Annotated in this window: 15 protein-coding genes and 2 pseudogenes; 11 read left to right on the top strand and 6 right to left on the bottom strand. The window is 63.3% G+C overall.

Annotated features, from left to right (window positions below; all coding sequences use genetic code 11):
* Positions 1-31 precede the first annotated feature (31 nt).
* Positions 32-373, top strand: a pseudogene (locus FMZ75_RS22285) (zincin-like metallopeptidase domain-containing protein); the annotation flags it as partial.
* On the opposite strand, the pseudogene FMZ75_RS21415 reads toward FMZ75_RS22285, so the two are convergent.
* From FMZ75_RS21415 to FMZ75_RS19250, 5 genes and pseudogenes are all read right to left on the bottom strand, one after another.
* A pseudogene (locus FMZ75_RS21415) lies at positions 320-472 on the bottom strand (IS6 family transposase); the annotation flags it as partial. The pseudogenes FMZ75_RS22285 and FMZ75_RS21415 sit on opposite strands and share 54 nt — an antisense overlap.
* 37 nt (positions 473-509) lie before the next feature.
* The gene (locus FMZ75_RS19265; protein ID WP_166145481.1) at positions 510-2,267 is read right to left on the bottom strand and encodes an ATP-binding protein; all 1,758 of its coding nucleotides are present in this window, start codon (positions 2,265-2,267) and stop codon (positions 510-512) included.
* A 243-nt stretch (positions 2,268-2,510) separates the two neighbouring features.
* A complete protein-coding gene (locus FMZ75_RS19260; RefSeq protein WP_166145478.1) occupies positions 2,511-3,212 on the bottom strand; it encodes a response regulator transcription factor in 702 nt (233 codons plus the stop codon).
* A 125-nt stretch (positions 3,213-3,337) separates the two neighbouring features.
* Positions 3,338-4,675, bottom strand: coding sequence for a methyl-accepting chemotaxis protein (locus tag FMZ75_RS19255; protein ID WP_166145475.1), 1,338 nt, complete (start codon positions 4,673-4,675; stop codon positions 3,338-3,340).
* A complete protein-coding gene (locus FMZ75_RS19250) occupies positions 4,672-5,169 on the bottom strand; it encodes a hypothetical protein (RefSeq protein ID WP_166145472.1) in 498 nt (165 codons plus the stop codon). Before FMZ75_RS19250 ends, FMZ75_RS19255 begins: the two co-directional genes overlap by 4 nt.
* Before the next feature lie 262 nt (positions 5,170-5,431).
* On the opposite strand from FMZ75_RS19250, the gene FMZ75_RS19245 reads away from it, so the two are divergent.
* The 9 genes from FMZ75_RS19245 to FMZ75_RS19205 all read left to right on the top strand — a co-directional run bounded on the left by FMZ75_RS19245 (position 5,432) and on the right by FMZ75_RS19205 (position 15,753).
* Positions 5,432-7,360: a methyl-accepting chemotaxis protein gene (locus FMZ75_RS19245; protein ID WP_166145469.1), complete on the top strand. Its 1,929-nt coding sequence runs from the start codon at positions 5,432-5,434 to the stop codon at positions 7,358-7,360.
* Positions 7,361-7,374: 14 nt separating this feature from the next.
* Positions 7,375-8,910 carry a chemotaxis protein CheW gene (locus FMZ75_RS19240; RefSeq protein ID WP_166145466.1) on the top strand — a complete coding sequence of 512 codons (1,536 nt, stop codon included), beginning with the start codon at positions 7,375-7,377 and terminating at the stop codon, positions 8,908-8,910.
* 10 nt (positions 8,911-8,920) lie between these two features.
* Positions 8,921-10,003, top strand: a complete 1,083-nt coding sequence (gene cheB / locus FMZ75_RS19235; protein WP_166145463.1) for a chemotaxis-specific protein-glutamate methyltransferase CheB — start codon at positions 8,921-8,923, stop codon at positions 10,001-10,003.
* Between the two features lie 80 nt (positions 10,004-10,083).
* On the top strand, positions 10,084-10,689 hold the full coding sequence (locus FMZ75_RS19230) for a HEAT repeat domain-containing protein (protein WP_166145460.1): 606 nt from the start codon (positions 10,084-10,086) through the stop codon (positions 10,687-10,689).
* Positions 10,686-11,543 (top strand): protein-glutamate O-methyltransferase CheR, encoded by an 858-nt coding sequence (locus tag FMZ75_RS19225; RefSeq protein WP_166145457.1) that lies wholly within the window; start codon positions 10,686-10,688, stop codon positions 11,541-11,543. The genes FMZ75_RS19230 and FMZ75_RS19225 overlap by 4 nt, the downstream gene beginning before the upstream one ends.
* Positions 11,540-11,911 carry a response regulator gene (locus FMZ75_RS19220; RefSeq protein ID WP_166145454.1) on the top strand — a complete coding sequence of 124 codons (372 nt, stop codon included), beginning with the start codon at positions 11,540-11,542 and terminating at the stop codon, positions 11,909-11,911. The genes FMZ75_RS19225 and FMZ75_RS19220 overlap by 4 nt, the downstream gene beginning before the upstream one ends.
* Entirely contained in the window at positions 11,908-14,598 is a 2,691-nt protein-coding gene (locus tag FMZ75_RS22280; RefSeq protein ID WP_166145451.1) for a chemotaxis protein CheA, read from the top strand. The genes FMZ75_RS19220 and FMZ75_RS22280 overlap by 4 nt, the downstream gene beginning before the upstream one ends.
* Complete coding sequence (locus FMZ75_RS19210) at positions 14,598-14,834, top strand: hypothetical protein (RefSeq protein WP_166145448.1); 237 nt, start codon at positions 14,598-14,600, stop codon at positions 14,832-14,834. The genes FMZ75_RS22280 and FMZ75_RS19210 overlap by 1 nt, the downstream gene beginning before the upstream one ends.
* Positions 14,835-14,901: 67 nt before the next feature.
* Complete coding sequence (locus FMZ75_RS19205) at positions 14,902-15,753, top strand: ParA family protein (protein WP_166145445.1); 852 nt, start codon at positions 14,902-14,904, stop codon at positions 15,751-15,753.
* A 47-nt stretch (positions 15,754-15,800) separates the two neighbouring features.
* On the opposite strand, the gene FMZ75_RS19200 is transcribed toward FMZ75_RS19205, so the two are convergent.
* Complete coding sequence (locus FMZ75_RS19200; RefSeq protein ID WP_166145442.1) at positions 15,801-16,175, bottom strand: response regulator; 375 nt, start codon at positions 16,173-16,175, stop codon at positions 15,801-15,803.
* Between the two features lie 316 nt (positions 16,176-16,491).
* On the opposite strand from FMZ75_RS19200, the gene FMZ75_RS19195 reads away from it, so the two are divergent.
* Positions 16,492-16,983: IS6 family transposase (locus FMZ75_RS19195; protein ID WP_370464758.1), on the top strand; the 492-nt coding region annotated here is incomplete at its 3' end.

Below are 16,983 nucleotides of genomic sequence, written 5' to 3'. Positions count from 1 at the left end.
TCCGCCTGCATCGCCTCGGGGCGATGGCTGAGTGGAAGTCTGTGACGACAGCCGCTTGAAATCGACCCGCGTGGCGTCAACGCGCCAGAATCGGGTTTATGTGACATCGCCGAATTCGTGGTGCCGACGATCGAGGAAGCGCCGTGGCGCCGGTTCGACGGGGCCGACATCATTCTGCGCAACAGCGGCGCCGTGGTTCGGCATTGGCGGCGACCAAGCCTTCTATAGTCCGTCGACCGACCATATTCAGCTACCGCCGGAACGCGCATTCCGATCGCCAGAGGCATACGCAGCTGTGCAAATGCACGAACTTTGCCATGATGGTCGTGTGAGCCACAGACAAGCCGCGTTCGGCCATCATTTCCACGAGATCGCGAAAGCTGAGCTTGTATCGCAGATACTACCGCACGCAGAGAACGATGATCTCGCGGTCGAAATGGCGGCCTTTGAAAAGATCGTCCACGCTCAGCATCACCCATTACCCCAGCGTCCGGTTCCGCCTTCACGGATTATGTCCCGCTCACGCCGTTTGCACCAGAACCCTCGTCGAAACGTTGGCCGCGGACGGCGGGCTCCTGCCGGGGAAACCAGAGCCGCACATTCGTGCCCTTTCCGGGCTCGGAGGCGATCGACACGGCGCCTCTGGATTGCTCGACGAAGTCGAAGACCATGCTGAGGCCGAGCCCGGTTCCGCTCCCCGTCTCCTTCGTCGTGAAGAAAGGCTCGAAGGCCCGCGACAGCGTCTCGCGATCCATGCCGTTGCCGGTGTCGGAGACCGTGATCGACACATAGCGGCCGGGATGTAGAGCGGTAGGCTCTGAAGCTTGCCGGGCGTCAATCTCGACGTCCGCCGCCTCTATGGTGATCGAGCCGCCGCTCGGCATGGCGTCGCGAGCGTTGAGGCAGAGGTTGAGAATAGCGTTCTCGAATTGCGAGACATCGGCCAGAACATAGAGCGGCGCGCCGACACTGATGGAGCAAACGGCGATATGGCTTCCGATCACGCGGTCGAGGAAAGATGTCAGTCCGGCGACGACCTCCGCCACGTCGATTACGCTCGGATCGAGCGGCCGCCGCTGCGCGAAAGCCAGCAGGCGATTCGTGACGGCAGCGGCTTTCTGGGCGGCGACGCGCACCAGTTCGGCCCAGTCGCGACGAGGGTCGTCCACCAGCAGGCCTGCCTCGAGCGCTTCGGCATTGCCCATGATGACCGTCAGCAGATTGTTGAAGTCGTGCGCAACGCCGCCGGTGAGCTGGCCGAGCGCGTCGAGACGTTGCATGTGCCGAAGCCGTTCATCGGCGGCTCGCTGCTGCGTCACATCGGCGATCATTGCGCAAAAGGCGCGCTGATCGCGCCATTTTATCGTGACGACTCGAAGCTCGAGATCGAGCCGCGCGCCGCCGAGCCGCCGCGCCGTGAAATCGAATTGACCCGGCGCGGGCCGCGCATGCGCGAGAGCGGTCAGATGGACGGTCAAGCGCTGATGCGTCTCAGGCGTCAGATGTCGACGCAGCGCGACGCGCAGATCGGTCCAGGCGAGAATCCCGCGCTCGTCCGCATAGCCGAGGAGATCCGCCAGCGCCCTGTTGGCGGCGATGGGCGCGAAATTCTGGTATATGAGGATCGCGAGCGGCGAATTGTCGATCAACGTCTGGAGAGCCTCCCCAATCTCCTGCTGACGCTCTCGCGTCAGCTTTTCGTCCGTGATGTCGATATGAAGGACGAGCGCGCCCCCGGAGGCGTCGTCGGTCAGAGGCGCGACAACGAGTTGAAGCCAGGTGCGTGAGGGACGCGACGCGATGCGATATTCCCGGCTGAAACTCCCTCGTCGGCGATCGAGAAGGGCGTCGATCGCCGAGATCGCCTCGGCCGCTTCAGCGCAGCCGCATGCTTCTTCCCATCGCCAATAATCGAGATAGTCTTCCCCCACGCGACAGCCCGTTTCTTCTCCCATTTCGGCTGCGCGCGCTTGCCAAGCGGCGTTGATGACGCGAACGTCGCCATCGGCGCCGAGCAGCGCCGCATGCATGGGAATCGCGTGGAGAATAGCGTCCCGCTCCGCTTCGACCCTCCGACAGGCGGCCGCCTGATCCTGTAGATGCGCCTGGATGACAGGCAGCCGCAGCAGAGGTCCGGAGGCCTGCGCCAGCGCGCCGACATGTCCCTCGGTCAGCTCGAGGATGCGCTGCTGAGTCTCGTGCAGGACGTCGATCAGCCGGGCCAGCTCGTCGCGCGCATCATGTTCGGGGCTGTTTTGGGACGTCACGTCTGGCTCGCCGCGTGATATGAGCATGTCGAAAGACATCGACTCGTCGCCGAGAACACCGACGACGCGCCGGATGACGGCGCAGGCGGGATCGAGTCAACATCGGCGCGGGCAGGGTCTCATCGACCGGGACGAAGACGCGACCGGCGACGAGGACGACGATCACGATCTGGCCCCCGCTGGACAGTGTCGAACTATCGCCGCGCCGCAGTCGAGGCGGCGCGCCGGCTTCGGAACAAGGACCTATGAAGCGGAGCTTTCGAGCTTGTATCCGGAGCCGCGAGCCGTCTGGAGTAGAGCGACGCTCTCCGAGTCGAGGCTGGCGAGCTTCGCACGCAGGCGTCCGATGTAGACGTCGAGGGTCTTGTCGCCGGAGTGATACTCGCGAAAGAAGGCGTGCTTATAGATCGCCGACTTGCTGCAGCTGCGTCCGGCGTTCTCGTGGAGATAGCCGAGAACACGCCCTTCGGTGTCGGTGAGCCCCACCATCCGGTCCTGACGGCGGAGCCGCCGGGTTTGCAGATCGCAGACGATCTTCCCGATCTGAAAGACCGCGGGAGCGGCGGCGCGAGACGTGCTGGCGCGCACCGAAACCAGCCGGGCGACGCGCGCCTGCAGCTCTCGCACCGACAAGGGCTTCATCAGATAATCATCGGCGCCGACGTCGAAAGCGCCGGCGCGTGACTCGGCGGTTCCCCAGCCCGAGATCATCACGATCGGCACGGAGGACGTGCGCCGAATAGAACGCAGAATGCTGAGACCGTCGCCATCCGGAAGATGGATGTCGACGACAATAGCATCGAAGAAGGCGAGTTCTGGACCGAGGATCAGGCCGAGCGACTGGCTGTAGCTCGACACGAAACGAAGGGCGTCGCCGGGGGTCGGCCAAGCGTTGCGGATCGTCTGGCAAATCGCCTGATCGTCTTCGATGATCAATATGTCCATGTCGCCCTCGACCTAGCCTCTCCTTTGTTCGATGCTCGACGTCGCGACCGATGAACGAATCTCGCCGCTCGCGCCATCGCCGCTCGTCGGAGGGAAAAAGCGAGGACCATCTGGGCCGGCCGCCTTCAGAACAGCTCGATCCGAGGAGCGACGTCGACAACAGCCCTTCCGCGGCTCGCGAGCCGATGGACGTTGCGCTGTTCCTCGGTCACATAGTCGGACGACAGACCATCCAGGAGATCGGCGAGGCTCAGCTCGCCGAGCGGTGGGCGGCCGGACTCGTCCAGCCTGCCGCGGAGCGTGGCGATATGCGCTCCCACCGCTGAGGACATTTCGACGAGCTGCTCGACTTGCTGACGGACGATATCCTGGAACTGGATGCTGCCCATCATAGCCATGATGGGCTCTGCGAGACGCTCGTTCTCGTTCGCCATCTGCTTGATGAGGTCGGCATGATATCCGCGGACTTGCTGTTGCAGAACCCGGGCAAGATTTCCCGATAAGCCGTCGAGAAAGGACGCGATCCTTTCCATCGCTTCCCGATGATGTTTCTCGCGAGCCTCGGATTGCATCAGTAGGCTGTCGCTGATCGACGTCATCACGGTGTGGACGCGATCATGCAAATTGTTAGCCAGCTGTTGCACCTCCTCGGCGAGCGTGCGAATTTCCATGCCGATGATAGAAAAGCCTGGTCCTAGCTCGCCGGCTCGCGCCGCCTCGATCGACACATTGAACGAAAGCATGGTCGTTTGCTTGGCGATTCTGTGCACGTCGTGGAGGGCGGTGAGCAGATCTTTTGTTTCGTCGGCGATTTTGCGGCGGAACCTCTCCGCGTCCTCCGCCTCGCTCCTTTCCCTTGTCCGCTCCCTTGCGCCGAAATCGTCGAGGAGAGATTTGTAGGCGGACAAGTTCTGCTCGATGTCGCACAGAGCCTCGTTGATCCGATGTTCGGACTGGCCTTGGCGCTGTCGAATGAGTTCGAGAAGATTGTCGAGCCGGCGGTCGACCGCGGACAAATCGGAGAGAAGCGCCTCGGCGGCCTCGCTGCTGGTGTCGCTGATGAGCCGGAGCTGACGATTCAATATATCGACATACAGCGGATAGCCGTCGAAGGTCGTGACGAGAGTCTCGAAGTCGCTTCGTTCCACGATGGCGGTGGCGAAAAGCGGCTCGGCGGAACTGAACGATGTCTCGGCCTCGCCCGCGAGAACCGTTCGGTCCAGAGTCACGGGTCCTTTTTCTTCGACGGGGAGACCCGGTAGGCTATTCTCGACGGCCGCGTCCTTCGCCAGGCAATAGCCGGCGAGCAGAGCGCCGAATGCGATGATCGACGTCGAACCGGTCGGCGGCCCCCAACGCGACAGGTCGATTCCGATCGCGGCTGCAGCCGAGAGCACCGCCAGGGTCAGGGCGCCCCAAGACAGGCGTGCGCCGAGCGACGGCTTTCGATCGATCTCGTTCATCTCGTCTCCTCCACAGCCGCGTCGTTTGATCGAGACGCTGTCGTCGCCGCTCCTCGAGATCGGATGACGAGGCCCCGAGCGGCCAATCGATTGCGCGCGCCGAACATCGTCGTGACGAAGAGGTCGAGGCCGATTGCCGCCACGAAGATCGCTATAAAACGCCATCGGGCTTCCGAGACGGCTTTCGGCATTACCGAAAGCGGCGCGTGGGTCGTCCAGGAGCCCCTTCCCGAAGTGTCGTCGGGCAGATTGAGCGATACGCTCTTAAATAAAGCTCTTCCGATTGTAAAATTGGGTAAATTCCTGCCGTTGCGCCGATCACGGCGGATCGCTTCCACCGCGGCGGGTCGACGCACGACGCCGCCTTCTCCCCTTGCCGATATGGTGGGATCTGATCGATGGGAAGCGAGCAACAGGCTACGATAACGCCCGAATTGCCTCGAACGCTCATAAATGGGGTAAATACCTTCTCGTCTTTCTGCGTCGAAAAGCATGATCCGTAAGATTTTTCTCAGTTATGAGCGATTGCTCGATCGAAACAATGCCGGGATGTTCTTTGCTCGACTCCCGACCATATCCACAAAAGCGTAAATGTAAAAAAACATAAAACATAGTATTTATGATATTTTGAATATTAAATTCATTTAAAATAATGTACTACTGCAACCAAGTTGTAAACATTCCACCCTCGCGCAAGCAACGCATAATAGTTATTCGCTCCGTCTTGGTTCGGCGCCCGACAACGGAGCGGAGAGGATGACGATCGTTAAAAAATATCAGAGGCAGATCAACGACGCGATGAGCGAGGTCGTTCAGGTGCGCGCGTCCGGAGGCGGATCACGCGACGCCGATCAGCAGCGCAAGCGGGCCCGCACGCTCGCCAAGCAGCAGCAGGCCGCCGAGCGCATCGCCGCAGCGACGACGGAGATCTCCAGCGGCATCAAGGACGCGGCCTCCTCTTCTGAGGAGCTGAAACGGGCGACCGATCAGATCGCCTCGGGCGCCGCCGAAGCGGCCAGCGCCGCTCAAGAGTCGCTGGTCGCCTGCCGCACGATGGGCGAAGCGATCACCCGCCAGCTCGGTGCCTCGGAGATGAGCCAGGCCAAGGCGGAGATCACGACGGTGCTGGTTCAGCGCACCAGCGCCGAGATCGCCACGCTCATCACCAACGTGTCGATCGCCGCGGAGCGGCAGGCCGGCTCTGTGAAGCTTATTGCGGAGCTCGAGCGGCAGGCCGCCAATATCGGCGATATCGTCAAGGCCGTGGGCCGCATCGCCGATCAAACCAATCTGCTGGCCCTCAACGCCGCCATCGAGGCCGCCCGCGCGGGCAAACACGGCAAAGGCTTCGCGGTCGTCGCCGACGAGGTGCGCACGCTGGCGGAAACCTCCGAGAAATCCGCCAAGCAGATCGCCGATCTGGTCGGACAGATTCAGGTCGACGTGAAGGCGATCACCGAGGGAATCAACGCCTCCGCCGCAACGATCAACGGTGAGGTCGAGAAGGGAAAGACCATCACCGAGCAGCTCGAGCAGATTCGCGGCAACGCCCTCGAGATCGTCGATGGCGCGCGCGAAATCGCGACGGGCGCCACGCAGTCGAACGTGGCCGCGCTCCAGGCCCTGAAAGGCTCGGAGGAAATCGCGGCGGCCGCCGAGCAGCAATCGGCGGCCGCGGAGGAATCGGCCAAGTCGGTGCAGGAGCAGGCGCAGGCCCTCGCCGAATGCGAGCAGACCGCGCAGGCGCTGACTGAGCTCTCCGAGGATCTGCGCAATTCGACCGACATCACGAAGAGTTCCGAAGAGGTCGCCTCTTCCTCCGAAGAGCTGTCGACCGCCATTCAGGAGATCAATCGTTCCGCGACGCAAATCCTGGCGGCGCTCAACGAAATTCGCCGCGGCACACAGACGGCGGCTTCCGCCACCGCCGAGAGCGCCGCCGCCATGGGACAAATCGAGCGCGGGCTGGAAATCGCGCAGGCGCGATCCCAGGCGAGCGTCGATAAGCTCGGCGTCATCAAAATTTTGCTCGGCTCCAACAAGGCCGCCGTCGATCAGCTGATCGCCGGGATTCAGAATTCGGCTGCGGCCACGCGCTCCTCGATCGATCAGGTCAAGGATCTCGGCGTCGTCTCGCGAAGGATCGACAAGATCGTCGAAGCGATCGCCAATGTGTCGATCCAGACCAACATGCTGGCCGTCAACGGCTCGATCGAGGCCGCGCGCGCCGGCGAATACGGCAGGGGCTTCGCCGTGGTGGCGACGGATATCCGCAATCTCGCCCGTGACTCGGCCGAGAACGCGGATCGCATCAAGGATCTCGTCAAGAACGTTCAGGATCAGATCCAGGCTGTCAGCCGTGATCTCGACGAGATCGTCGAAGCCGCGCTCGTCGAGGTGGAAAAAGCCAAGGCGACGACGGCCAATCTTGTGACGATCGAGAACGACGTCTCGGACGTAGAGCGTGGCGCCCTCGATATATCCGCGACCGCCAACGAGATCGCCGCCGCGATCGGCCAGGCGAAGCGGGGCGTGGACCAAATCGCCGCAGCCGCCCAGCAAGCCGAGCGCGCCGCCGAGGAGGCTGCGGCGGCCGCCCGCCAGCAGTCGCAGGGCGCCGAAAATCTCACCAACGCCGTCGAGCAAGTCGCCTCTCTCGCCGACGAATTGCAGACGGCCGCCTGACGGGAGCGCTTCAGATGTCTTCAGACGACATGGTCCTCGACGAAGAAGACGCGCCCGAGATCGAGACGAATGACAATCAGTTCGTCACCTTCCATGTGGCCGGCGAAATTTTCGCGGCCCCGATGGCGCCGGTGCAGGAGATCATTCGGGTTCCGGGGCTGGCGCAGGTGCCGCTCGCACCGCCATCGCTGCTCGGTCTCGCAAATCTGCGGGGCCGCATACTGCCGATCGTCAATCTGCGGCGAATCTTCGGCCTCCCCGACGTCGAAGAGAACGAAGCGACGCGAGCCCTGGTCATCAATCTCGGCTCGCCCCTCGGCTTCGTGGTCGATCGCGTGGCGAGCGTGATCGCGGTCGACAGAGCCAGCATCGAGCAGGCCGCCACGATCAGCGCCATCGGCGACTCCAAATTCGTCACCGGGGTTGTCAAAAACGCCAATGGCGAGCTGATCATGATCCTCGACTTTTCCGCCCTGATCGAACGCGAGTTTTCCAGCGGGATCGCGCGTCGGACGATCGGCATCGATATAGCGAGCGAGACGGCGGTCGATCGGGAGTCCAACGACGACGACGCTGATGCGGACGAGATCCAGCTCGTCTCCTTCCATATCGACGGGGAGGAATATGCCGCGGACATCGTCGCCGTTCAGGAGATCGTGCAGATGCCCGAGCGGATGGCGGCGGTTCCCAACGCTCCATCGCATGTTCTCGGCCTGATGACGTTGCGCGAACGGCTGTTGCCGCTGGTCTCGCTGAGAGCGCTGCTCGGGCTCTCCGAGATAAGCGCCAATGATACGCAGCGCATCGTGGTTCTGGGTCTGCGCGAAGGCCATGCCGTCGGCGTGGTGGCCGATTCTGTCGACGAGGTGCTGCGCGTGCCGCGCGCGCAAACCGAGCTGCTGCCGCCGATTCTCTCGCAGAGAGGCGGGCTCGAGGAAATATCCGCCGTCTGCCGTCTCGACGGCGGCAAGCGGCTGGTGTCGGTGCTCGACACCGCCCGCATGTTCACCGACGCCGAGATGCGTCAGACGCTCGTTGCGATCAATGAAATGGAGACGGACGTGGCCGACGGGGACCAAGACGAGCAGGACGCGATCGAAGACGAGGAGCAGGTTGTCGTCTTCCGGCTCGGCGGCGAGGAGTTCGGAGTTCCGATCGCCACTGTTCAGGAAATCGTGCGCGTGCCCGAGGCGCTCACCCATGTGCCGAAAGCGCCGTCCTTCGTTGAAGGCGTGATCAATCTGCGCGGAGCGGTGCTGCCGGTCATCGATCAGCGCCGGCGCCTCGATCTGACGACCATCGAGCGCAACGACCGTCAGCGAATCATGGTCTATGCGATCAGCGGACGACGGACCGGCTTCATCGTCGATTCGGTGACCGAGGTGCTGAAGATCCCGCGCGCGACCATCGAGCCCGCGCCGACGCTGTCCTCGGATCAGCATCGGATTCTCGGACGAGTGGCGAATCTCGAGAGCCAGAAGCGCGTGATCATGCTGATGGATCCCGATGCTTTGCTGTCGGACACGGAACTCGGCGAACTCGCTGCGTGAGAAGCTGCACATGGGACTGAAAGTTCTCGTCGTCGACGACTCGGCGCTGATGCGCAAGCATCTGACCTCGCTTCTCGCCTCGGAGGGCTTCGAGATTCACGCCGCCCGCAATGGGCGGGAGGCTCTTTCCGAGCTCGGCGTCTTTCAGCCCGACGTGATCACGCTCGACATCAACATGCCGGAGATGGACGGACTGACTACCCTATCTCACATCATGACGGAACGGCCCACGCCGACCGTCATGGTGTCCTCGCTGACCAAGAAGGGCGCTCTCGCGACCTTCGAAGCGCTGGCGCTCGGCGCCGTCGATTATATCGCCAAGCCCGGCGGCACGATCTCGCTCTCGATCGACGACATCGCGCGCAGACTAGTCGAGAAGGTGAACATCGCTGCGAGAGCCCGCGTCAAAGGCCGTATCGAACGCAGGCTCACGGATGCGCCCGCAACGGCGCGCCCTCTCGCGGCGCAAGCAGCGCCCATGCGCGCGCGCGCGCGCGCCTATGCGACCCAGCCGGCCGCGTTCGGCCTGGTGCTCGTGGGCGTATCCACAGGCGGTCCGCGCACGCTCGAGGAAATTTTGTCGCGACTGCCAGCCAATCTGCCCTGGCCAGTGCTGATCGCCCAGCATCTTCCGGCCGCCTTCACGGCGTCGCTGGCCAATCGCTTGAACGGCGTCTGTCCGCTCAACGTCGAGGAGGCGACCAATATGAAAGAGATTCTCCCAGGCAATATCTATATCGGCCGAGGCGGATCCGACCTCGCCGTGGCGCGGCGAGGCGGTCGTCTCGTCATGCTCAATCAACCCGAGTCTCCCGACCATAATTGGCATCCGTCGGTGGAAATTCTGGTGTCTACCGCGCTCGACAACGTGCCGCCGAAGAGCCTTGTCGCCGTCCAGCTCACCGGAATGGGAAACGACGGGGCCGAGGCGATGGCCGAGCTGAAAGCGGCCGGCGGCAGGACGATCGCCGAAAGCGAGGAGACCGCCGTTGTCTTCGGCATGCCGGCGGAGCTGATCAAGCGCGGCGGAGCCTCCTGCGTTCTGCCGAGCGGTCGGATCGCCGATCAGATCAGGCTGTGGCTCGCCCATTGAAGGCGGTCGAGACGAACAAGCGGCGCGCACATTTGCTCGAGGGGACGAAACGCATGCCGATCCGCAAGGCGACACACGCAATGCCCGTCGAGCTCGACGAGAAGGTCCGTCCGTCTCGCGAGCTCGGCGAATTGATCCAGCTGATCCAGAAAGGCGCGATCGCTCAACGGCTCGACGCCGCGCATAGTCTCGTGGCCTTCGGCGAAGTTGCGGCGGAAGCGCTCTGCGCTGCGCTGTTAAACGAGGCGGACGACGCGCTTCGCGACGCCATCGCCGTCTCTCTCGCGCGTGTCGGCGGACGCAGCGTCGTGAGCGGGCTCGCGCCGATGCTCCGCTCCGACGACGCCGCCATCCGCAACATCGCCGTCGATATACTGAAAGAGTTGCCGCAGGCCGTGGCGCCGCTCATGGAGACGCGCCTGGACGATCCGGATCCAGATGTGCGCATCCTTCTGGTCAATGTTCTCGGATCTTTGCGTCACGCCAAGGTCGAGCAATGGCTGATCGACGTCGTCGACCGCGACGAGAACGTCAATTTGGTCGCGGTGGCCATCGAGGCGCTCGACGAGATCGGCGGCGCGGCCGCTCGAGGCGCGCTGTCGCGAGCGGCCGACCGCTTCTCCCACGAGCCCTTCATCGTCTTTTCCGCCGAAAACGCTCTCCTTCACATCAGCAGCCGCGCATGATGGCCACGACCACGATCAGCTCCGAGGATTTCGCCCGCTTTGCGGAGTTCTTCTATCGAAAGACCGGAATTCTGTTCGACGACAGCAAGCGCTATTTCGTCGACCGACGGCTCGCCGATCGCATCAAGGCGACCGACAGCCTCGACGTCCCCGCCTATCTCAGGCATCTTCGACTGGACATATCGGGCCGGGAAGCGCAGACGCTGACCAATCTGATGACGGTTAACGAGACGTATTTCTTCCGCGAGGCCTATCAGTTTTCCTGCCTGACCGATCATCTGCTCGGCGAGATCATACGCAGCAAGCGCTCGGCGGATCCGATACGAATCTGGTCGATGCCGTGCTCGACCGGCGAGGAGGCTTATTCCATCGTCATTCATCTGATGGAGCGCTGGGACGCCATCGACAGCTATGATGTCGAGATCCTCGCTTCCGACATCGATACGCATGTGCTCGATCAAGCGCGCAAAGGCGTCTACTCGCCGCGCTCCGTGCAGAGCATATCCGCCGATCTGCTCGCGCGCTATTTCTCGCGCCACGGACCCGGCGCCTGGCAAATCAGCGCGGATCTTCGCGACTCGGTCGAGTTCATCCGGGCCAATGTCATCGATCGGCCGGACATGTCGCGCTTCGCCAAGATGGACGTCATCTTCTGCCGCAACCTGCTCATCTATTTCGACGACATGTCGCGGCGCGCGGCGGCTGAGGCGTTCTACGAGGCCATGAACCCCGGCGGCTTCATCTGCCTCGGACATTCCGAATCGATGAGCCGCATTTCGAGCCTGTTCAAAGTACGTCGTTTCGGCTCGACGATCGTCTACCAGAAGCCGCTGTTCGGGGAGGCGCAGCAATGAAGAAGGCTCTCGTCGTCGACGACGCCAGGACCATGCGCATGTATCACCGCCGAATTCTCGCCGACCTCGGCTTCGAGGTCGACGAATGCATCAATGGCGTCGAGGCGATCGAGAAATCGCTGCAGACGCGCTACGATCTCTTCGTCGTGGACGTGAACATGCCGAAGATGGACGGATACCGCTTCCTGAAGGAGCTGCGCTCGCGCCACGACGTCCACCAGGCGCCGACGATCATGGTGTCGACCGAATCGGAGCCCCAGGATCGCCATGCCGCCTATGTCGCCGGCGCCAATGTCTATCTCACCAAGCCGCGGCATACGGACGCGCTGTTGCGCGCCGCCGCTCTTTTGACGGGGGAGGTCCAGTGAATCCGCTTCTCCAGCAATTTCTCGTCGAGGCCCGCGACTATCTCGATCAGATCGATCACAAGATTCTGCTTCTCGAGGAGACTCCCGATGACGAGGCGATCATCGGCGAGATTTTTCGATTGGTGCATACCCTCAAAGGCAACTCCGGCCTCTTCGACATGCCGAGCCTGACGAGCGTTCTGCATGCGGCCGAGGATGTGCTCGATCGGGTGCGCGATCACACGCTCATGATCGACCCGGAGCTGACGGATTTGCTTCTCGCGGCCCTGGATTTCGTCAATCGCCTGCTCGACGACGTGGAGGCGAGCGGCGGCGCCGTTCCCGCTCGCTACGCGGATGACGCGGCGGAGTTGGCGCGCGCCCTGCGGGACAGGCTGCCCGAGCGAGACGCGGCCGCGAATGACGCGAGCTTGCCGGCGTGCGGCGCGCTCGAGCCGCCCGCGGACTGGTTCTGGCTGAGCGCAATTCCCGACCACGAACGCCTGGAGGCTTTCGAACGGCTCGCGCCGGACAAAAACGCCGTCGCGGTGCGCTATCGGCCGGAGCCCGACTGCTTCTTCAAAGGCGAAGATCCGTTGCAGCTGCTGCGGACAACGCCGGGCCTTCTCCTGTTCGATGTCGGGGCCGCCGAGCCATGGCCGGAGCCCGATAGTCTCGACGTCTATCGCGCCAACCTCGTCATCGACGCGTTGACCAGCGCCAGCCTCGAGGAGATCGAGAACCATTTTCGCTATGTGCGAGATCAGACGGCGATCTACGAGATTCCACGCTACGCGCTGGCGCTTCCCGACGCGTCCTTCGCGGTCGACTCGACCGATATGATCGCCTCGGCGTTCCTGGACGAAGCCCGCAGGCTCATGGCCGCCGGCGATTGGCGAGGGCTGAGCGCGGCGGCGGAAGCCGCCCTCGACGTGATCAACCCCACGCGAGCCTGCGTATCCGCTCTAAAGTGGATCATGAAGATCGCCGGCTCGACGGATCGGGCCGACATTGTCGAGCCCTTGATCGCCGCAGCCGTCGGCGGGCGGGCGCGGCCCGACTGGCGCGCCGTCTGCGTCGGGAGAACGCCCCGTTCCGCCGACGGGCCGCCTGCGGAACGGACGACCTCCGACCGCTCGACTCGATCCGACGAATTGGACACGACCTATCGCGCGCTCGCTCTTGCGCAAATCGAAATGCTGTCGCTTTCGACGACGATCGCGGAACGGCCGGGGCGCATCGCCTCGGTCCACAATGCGCTTCGCGGACTGCTGACCTCCGTCGGCAGGACAGACGCGCTCGTGGAGCTCGAGAGGATGGCGGCCGAATCCCAAGAACATGCGGATGCGAGCGGGCTCGTCGCCTTCATCCGTTCGACCGTGCTGAACGAGGAAGAGGCCGCCGTCGTCGCGTCCGTTTCCCCGGCGCCCGCTGTCGCGGGCCCCGGAAATTCGTCAGAGGCGCTCGACACGCGCGAGGCGGCGCCTCTTTCGGCCAAGCGGCTCGGAGCCGAAACCTCTCCGGCGGACCGCGGCGTGCGCGTGCTGAAGGTTGGTCAGGAGAAGGTCGACCGGTTGATGGATTTGATCGGCGAGATGGTGGTCGCGAAAAATGCGCTTCCCTATCTCGCCGCGCGTGCGGAGGCCCATTACGGCTCACGCGAGCTCAGCCGCGAGATCAAGGCGCAATATGCGATTATAAATCGCATCGCCGAGGAGATGCAGGACGGCATCATGCAGGTGCGCATGCTGCCGGTCGGCGCCATCTTTCAGCGCTTTCCGCGCCTCGTGCGCGACGTGGCGCGTCAGCTCGGCAAGTCGGTAAGGCTGACCATCGAAGGAGAGGAGACCGAAGCCGACAAGAACATCGTCGAATCGCTCGCGGATCCGATGATCCATATCCTTCGCAACAGTCTCGATCACGGACTTGAGCCTCCCGACGTTCGCCGGGCTGCAGGCAAGCCCGAGGAAGGCCGGCTCACGGTGCGCGCCTTCCAAGAGGGCGACCGCGTTCTGATCGAGGTGGAGGACGATGGCAAGGGGATCGATCCCGAGGTGATCAAGCGCAAGGCGCTGGAGAAGGGACTGATCGACGAGCAGCGGCTTGAGACGCTCGCCGACGCTGACGCGATTCAGCTCGTATTCGCGGCGGGCTTCTCGACCACCGAGCAGATCTCCAGCCTCTCGGGGCGTGGCGTCGGGATGGACGTCGTCAAGTCGAGCCTCGAGAAGGTCGGCGGACAGGTCCAATTGACCAGCGAAAAGGGCAAGGGCGCGCGAATTCTCCTGTCGCTGCCTCTGTCGATAAGCGTTTCGAACGTCATGATGGTGGACATCGGCGGCCAGCATTACGGTGTGCCGATCGACGTGGTCGTCGAGACCGTGCGGGTGGCGCGCAAGGACACTCATGTCATCAAGCAGCATCGCACAGCCGTCCTCAGAGGGCGCGTCGTTCCTCTCTACAGCGCTTATGATCTGCTCGGCTCCGTCGGCGATCCCGCGCCGAATCCGGACGACGAGTTCGCGGTGCTGGTCGCGCGCGTCGCGGGCCACACGGTCGGGGTCATCGTCGACGGCTTCGCCCAGACCATCGATGTGATCCTGAAGCCCTTCGAAGGGCCGCTGGCGCATTTGACGGGTTTCTCGGGCAGCGCGCTGCTGGGCGACGGAAGCGTGCTGCTGGTAATCGATCTGAAGGAGCTGATCTGATGACGCAACGTCTGATGAAAGCCAAGGCGGTGCTCAGCGGACACGTGACGGTCGAGGCGGCCGCGTCGCTGCTGCAATGGATGATCGAGCATCCGAAGGCGGAGCTGCATATGAGCGGCGTGACGCATCTGCACGCCGCGGCGCTTCAGGCGATCGCGGCGTCGAGCAACCGCATCGCGAGCGCGCCGGAAGATCCTTTCTGCGCGAAGGCGCTGGCGCGGTTCGGCAGGACATGATGTGATCGCCGGACGAGATGCGGGACGCTGATTCCGCGCGCGGCATCGACTTCGGAGCGGAGCGTTCATGACGAGCGACGACAGCGGCGGCGGCGCCTTCGTGATCGCGGTCGCCAACCGGAAGGGAGGGACCGGCAAGACGACCACGGCGGTCAATCTCGCCGCGGGTCTCGCGCGCCGGAATCTGGCGACGTTGCTCGTCGATCTCGACAGTCAGGGTCATGCTGGCCTGGCGTTCGGCGCGGTTGCGGCGGACGGCGAGGCCAATGTCCATCAAATATTCAACGCGGGTCCCGGGGCGATCACATCCGCCATACGGCGCCTGTCGGGGCCGTCGCCCTGGCCCGACCTCGTCGTGGCCGACATGCGCCGCCCGCATCCGTCGGACGCGCCGCCCGACCTTCTCGCACAGGCCTTGTCGGTCGATGCGATCCGTCGACGCTATGATGTGGTCGTCGTCGACACACCGCCGTCGCTCGACGCTTTGATGGTTACGGCTCTCGCGGCCGCCCATGCGGTCCTGATCCCATTCGTGCCGCATCCGCTAGCCATCGAGGGCGTGCGGCAGTTCACCTCGATCTTCTTCAAGGTCCGCTTGAGCAGCAATCGACGGCTCCGCCATCTCGCGCTGCTGCCGGTCATGGCGAATGCGCAATTTCTGATTCACAGGCGCATGATCGACGCTGTGACGCAGGAGTTCGGCGAGCGCCGTCTCGCCGGCCTCATCCGTTCGGATATTCGTCTCGCCGAAGCATTCGGGATCGGACGGCCAATATTCGATCACGCGCCGTCGAGCCGCGGGGCGCAGGATTACGAAGCACTCATCGAACGGCTGTCGTCGCTCTGGCGACCGAGTGGCGCCGCTGCTTCGGCCATGGCGGAGGCGGTCGAAGGACTCCGCGTGCGCCGCGCCGATTGACGCGGCGGCGATCGCGACGCGCTCGGCCATTTCGCATTCTCGCACCTTCAGGCGGCGTTCACCACCACCTGTTTGACGACTTGGACGAGGGCGAGCGCATCGACTGGTTTCACGAGCCAGCCAGTGGCGCCGGCCGCTTTCGCGGCTCCGCGCTTTTCCTGCTGCGAATCAGTGGTCAGCACCAGTATCGGAGTGAAGCGGGTAGGGGCGAGACGACGAAGCTGTGTGATGAGCTCGACGCCGTTCATGCCCGGCATGTGGTAGTCGGTGATGATGAGGCTCGGCGACAAGCCGCCTTGGACCTTGGCGATCGCAGTATGGCCGTCGGTGGCCGTCGTGAAGGCGTAGCCGGCTTTCGAAAGGATGCCGGTCAGGCTCGCAAGCATCGTGGTGGAATCATCGACCAGAAGAATGGGCTTCATTTGTGGGGGTCCTCGCGAACGGCTGGTGTCTGCGCGCGAAAGCGCCTGGCGGTAAAGCGTCTTCTCTACCTTCAGCATAAGCGGCGGCGCTTAAGAATTTCTGTATGGATCGTCGATCCGGCCTCCAAAATCGAGCGCCGATAATGTCTGACAGAGCGCTTTGCAGATCCGAACGAACGGCCGGACCCCATCGCGTAGCTATCGGCAAAAATTGCACCGCAACCGCTCATGCGTAGGCTCGCGGGTTCTGGTGCAAACGGCGTGAGCGGGACATAATCCGTGAAGACGGAACCGGACGCTGGGGTAATGGGTGATGCTGAGCGTGGACGATCTTTTCAAAGGCCGCCATTTCGACCGCGAGATCATCGTTCTCTGCGTGCGGTGGTATCTGCGATACAAGCTCAGCTTTCGCGATCTCGTGGAAATGATGGCCGAACGCGGCTTGTCTGTGGCTCACACGACCATCATGCGCTGGGTTCAGCGCTACGTTCCGGAGTTCGAAAAGCGGTGGAACCGCTTCGCGCGCCAAGTCGGCGGATCCTGGCGCGTCGATGAGACCTACGTCAAACTCAAGGGGCGCTGGATCTATCTCTACCGCGCCGTCGACAAGGCGGGAAAAACGGTTGCAGGCAGGGAGAACCAGCGCCGCGCCCTTGCCGTCCTTTGGACAAACGGCGCCGAAGATGTAGGTCGAGGCAGGGCGATGTCACATAAACCCGATTCTGGCGCGTTGACGCCACGCGGGTCGATTTCAAGCGGCTGTCGTCACAGACTTCCACTCAGCCATCGCCCCGAGGCGATGCAGGCG

The organism is Methylosinus sp. RM1, assembly GCF_011378635.1.
Taxonomy (GTDB): Bacteria; Pseudomonadota; Alphaproteobacteria; order Rhizobiales; family Beijerinckiaceae; genus Methylosinus; species Methylosinus sporium.
This window is presented reverse-complemented; position numbering and strand designations above follow the sequence as displayed.

Excerpts from the sequence above, each read along its gene's own strand:
- FMZ75_RS19260 (WP_166145478.1), bottom strand. The coding sequence starts at position 3,212 with ATGGACATATTGATCATCGAAGACGATCAGGCGATTTGCCAGACGATC.
- FMZ75_RS19255 (WP_166145475.1), bottom strand. The coding sequence starts at position 4,675 with ATGAACGAGATCGATCGAAAGCCGTCGCTCGGCGCACGCCTGTCTTGG.
- FMZ75_RS19250 (WP_166145472.1), bottom strand. The coding sequence starts at position 5,169 with ATGCTTTTCGACGCAGAAAGACGAGAAGGTATTTACCCCATTTATGAG.
- FMZ75_RS19245 (WP_166145469.1), top strand. The coding sequence starts at position 5,432 with ATGACGATCGTTAAAAAATATCAGAGGCAGATCAACGACGCGATGAGC.
- FMZ75_RS19240 (WP_166145466.1), top strand. The coding sequence starts at position 7,375 with ATGTCTTCAGACGACATGGTCCTCGACGAAGAAGACGCGCCCGAGATC.
- cheB (WP_166145463.1), top strand. The coding sequence starts at position 8,921 with ATGGGACTGAAAGTTCTCGTCGTCGACGACTCGGCGCTGATGCGCAAG.
- FMZ75_RS19230 (WP_166145460.1), top strand. The coding sequence starts at position 10,084 with ATGCCCGTCGAGCTCGACGAGAAGGTCCGTCCGTCTCGCGAGCTCGGC.
- FMZ75_RS19225 (WP_166145457.1), top strand. The coding sequence starts at position 10,686 with ATGATGGCCACGACCACGATCAGCTCCGAGGATTTCGCCCGCTTTGCG.
- FMZ75_RS19220 (WP_166145454.1), top strand. The coding sequence starts at position 11,540 with ATGAAGAAGGCTCTCGTCGTCGACGACGCCAGGACCATGCGCATGTAT.
- FMZ75_RS19210 (WP_166145448.1), top strand. The coding sequence starts at position 14,598 with ATGACGCAACGTCTGATGAAAGCCAAGGCGGTGCTCAGCGGACACGTG.
- FMZ75_RS19205 (WP_166145445.1), top strand. The coding sequence starts at position 14,902 with ATGACGAGCGACGACAGCGGCGGCGGCGCCTTCGTGATCGCGGTCGCC.
- FMZ75_RS19200 (WP_166145442.1), bottom strand. The coding sequence starts at position 16,175 with ATGAAGCCCATTCTTCTGGTCGATGATTCCACCACGATGCTTGCGAGC.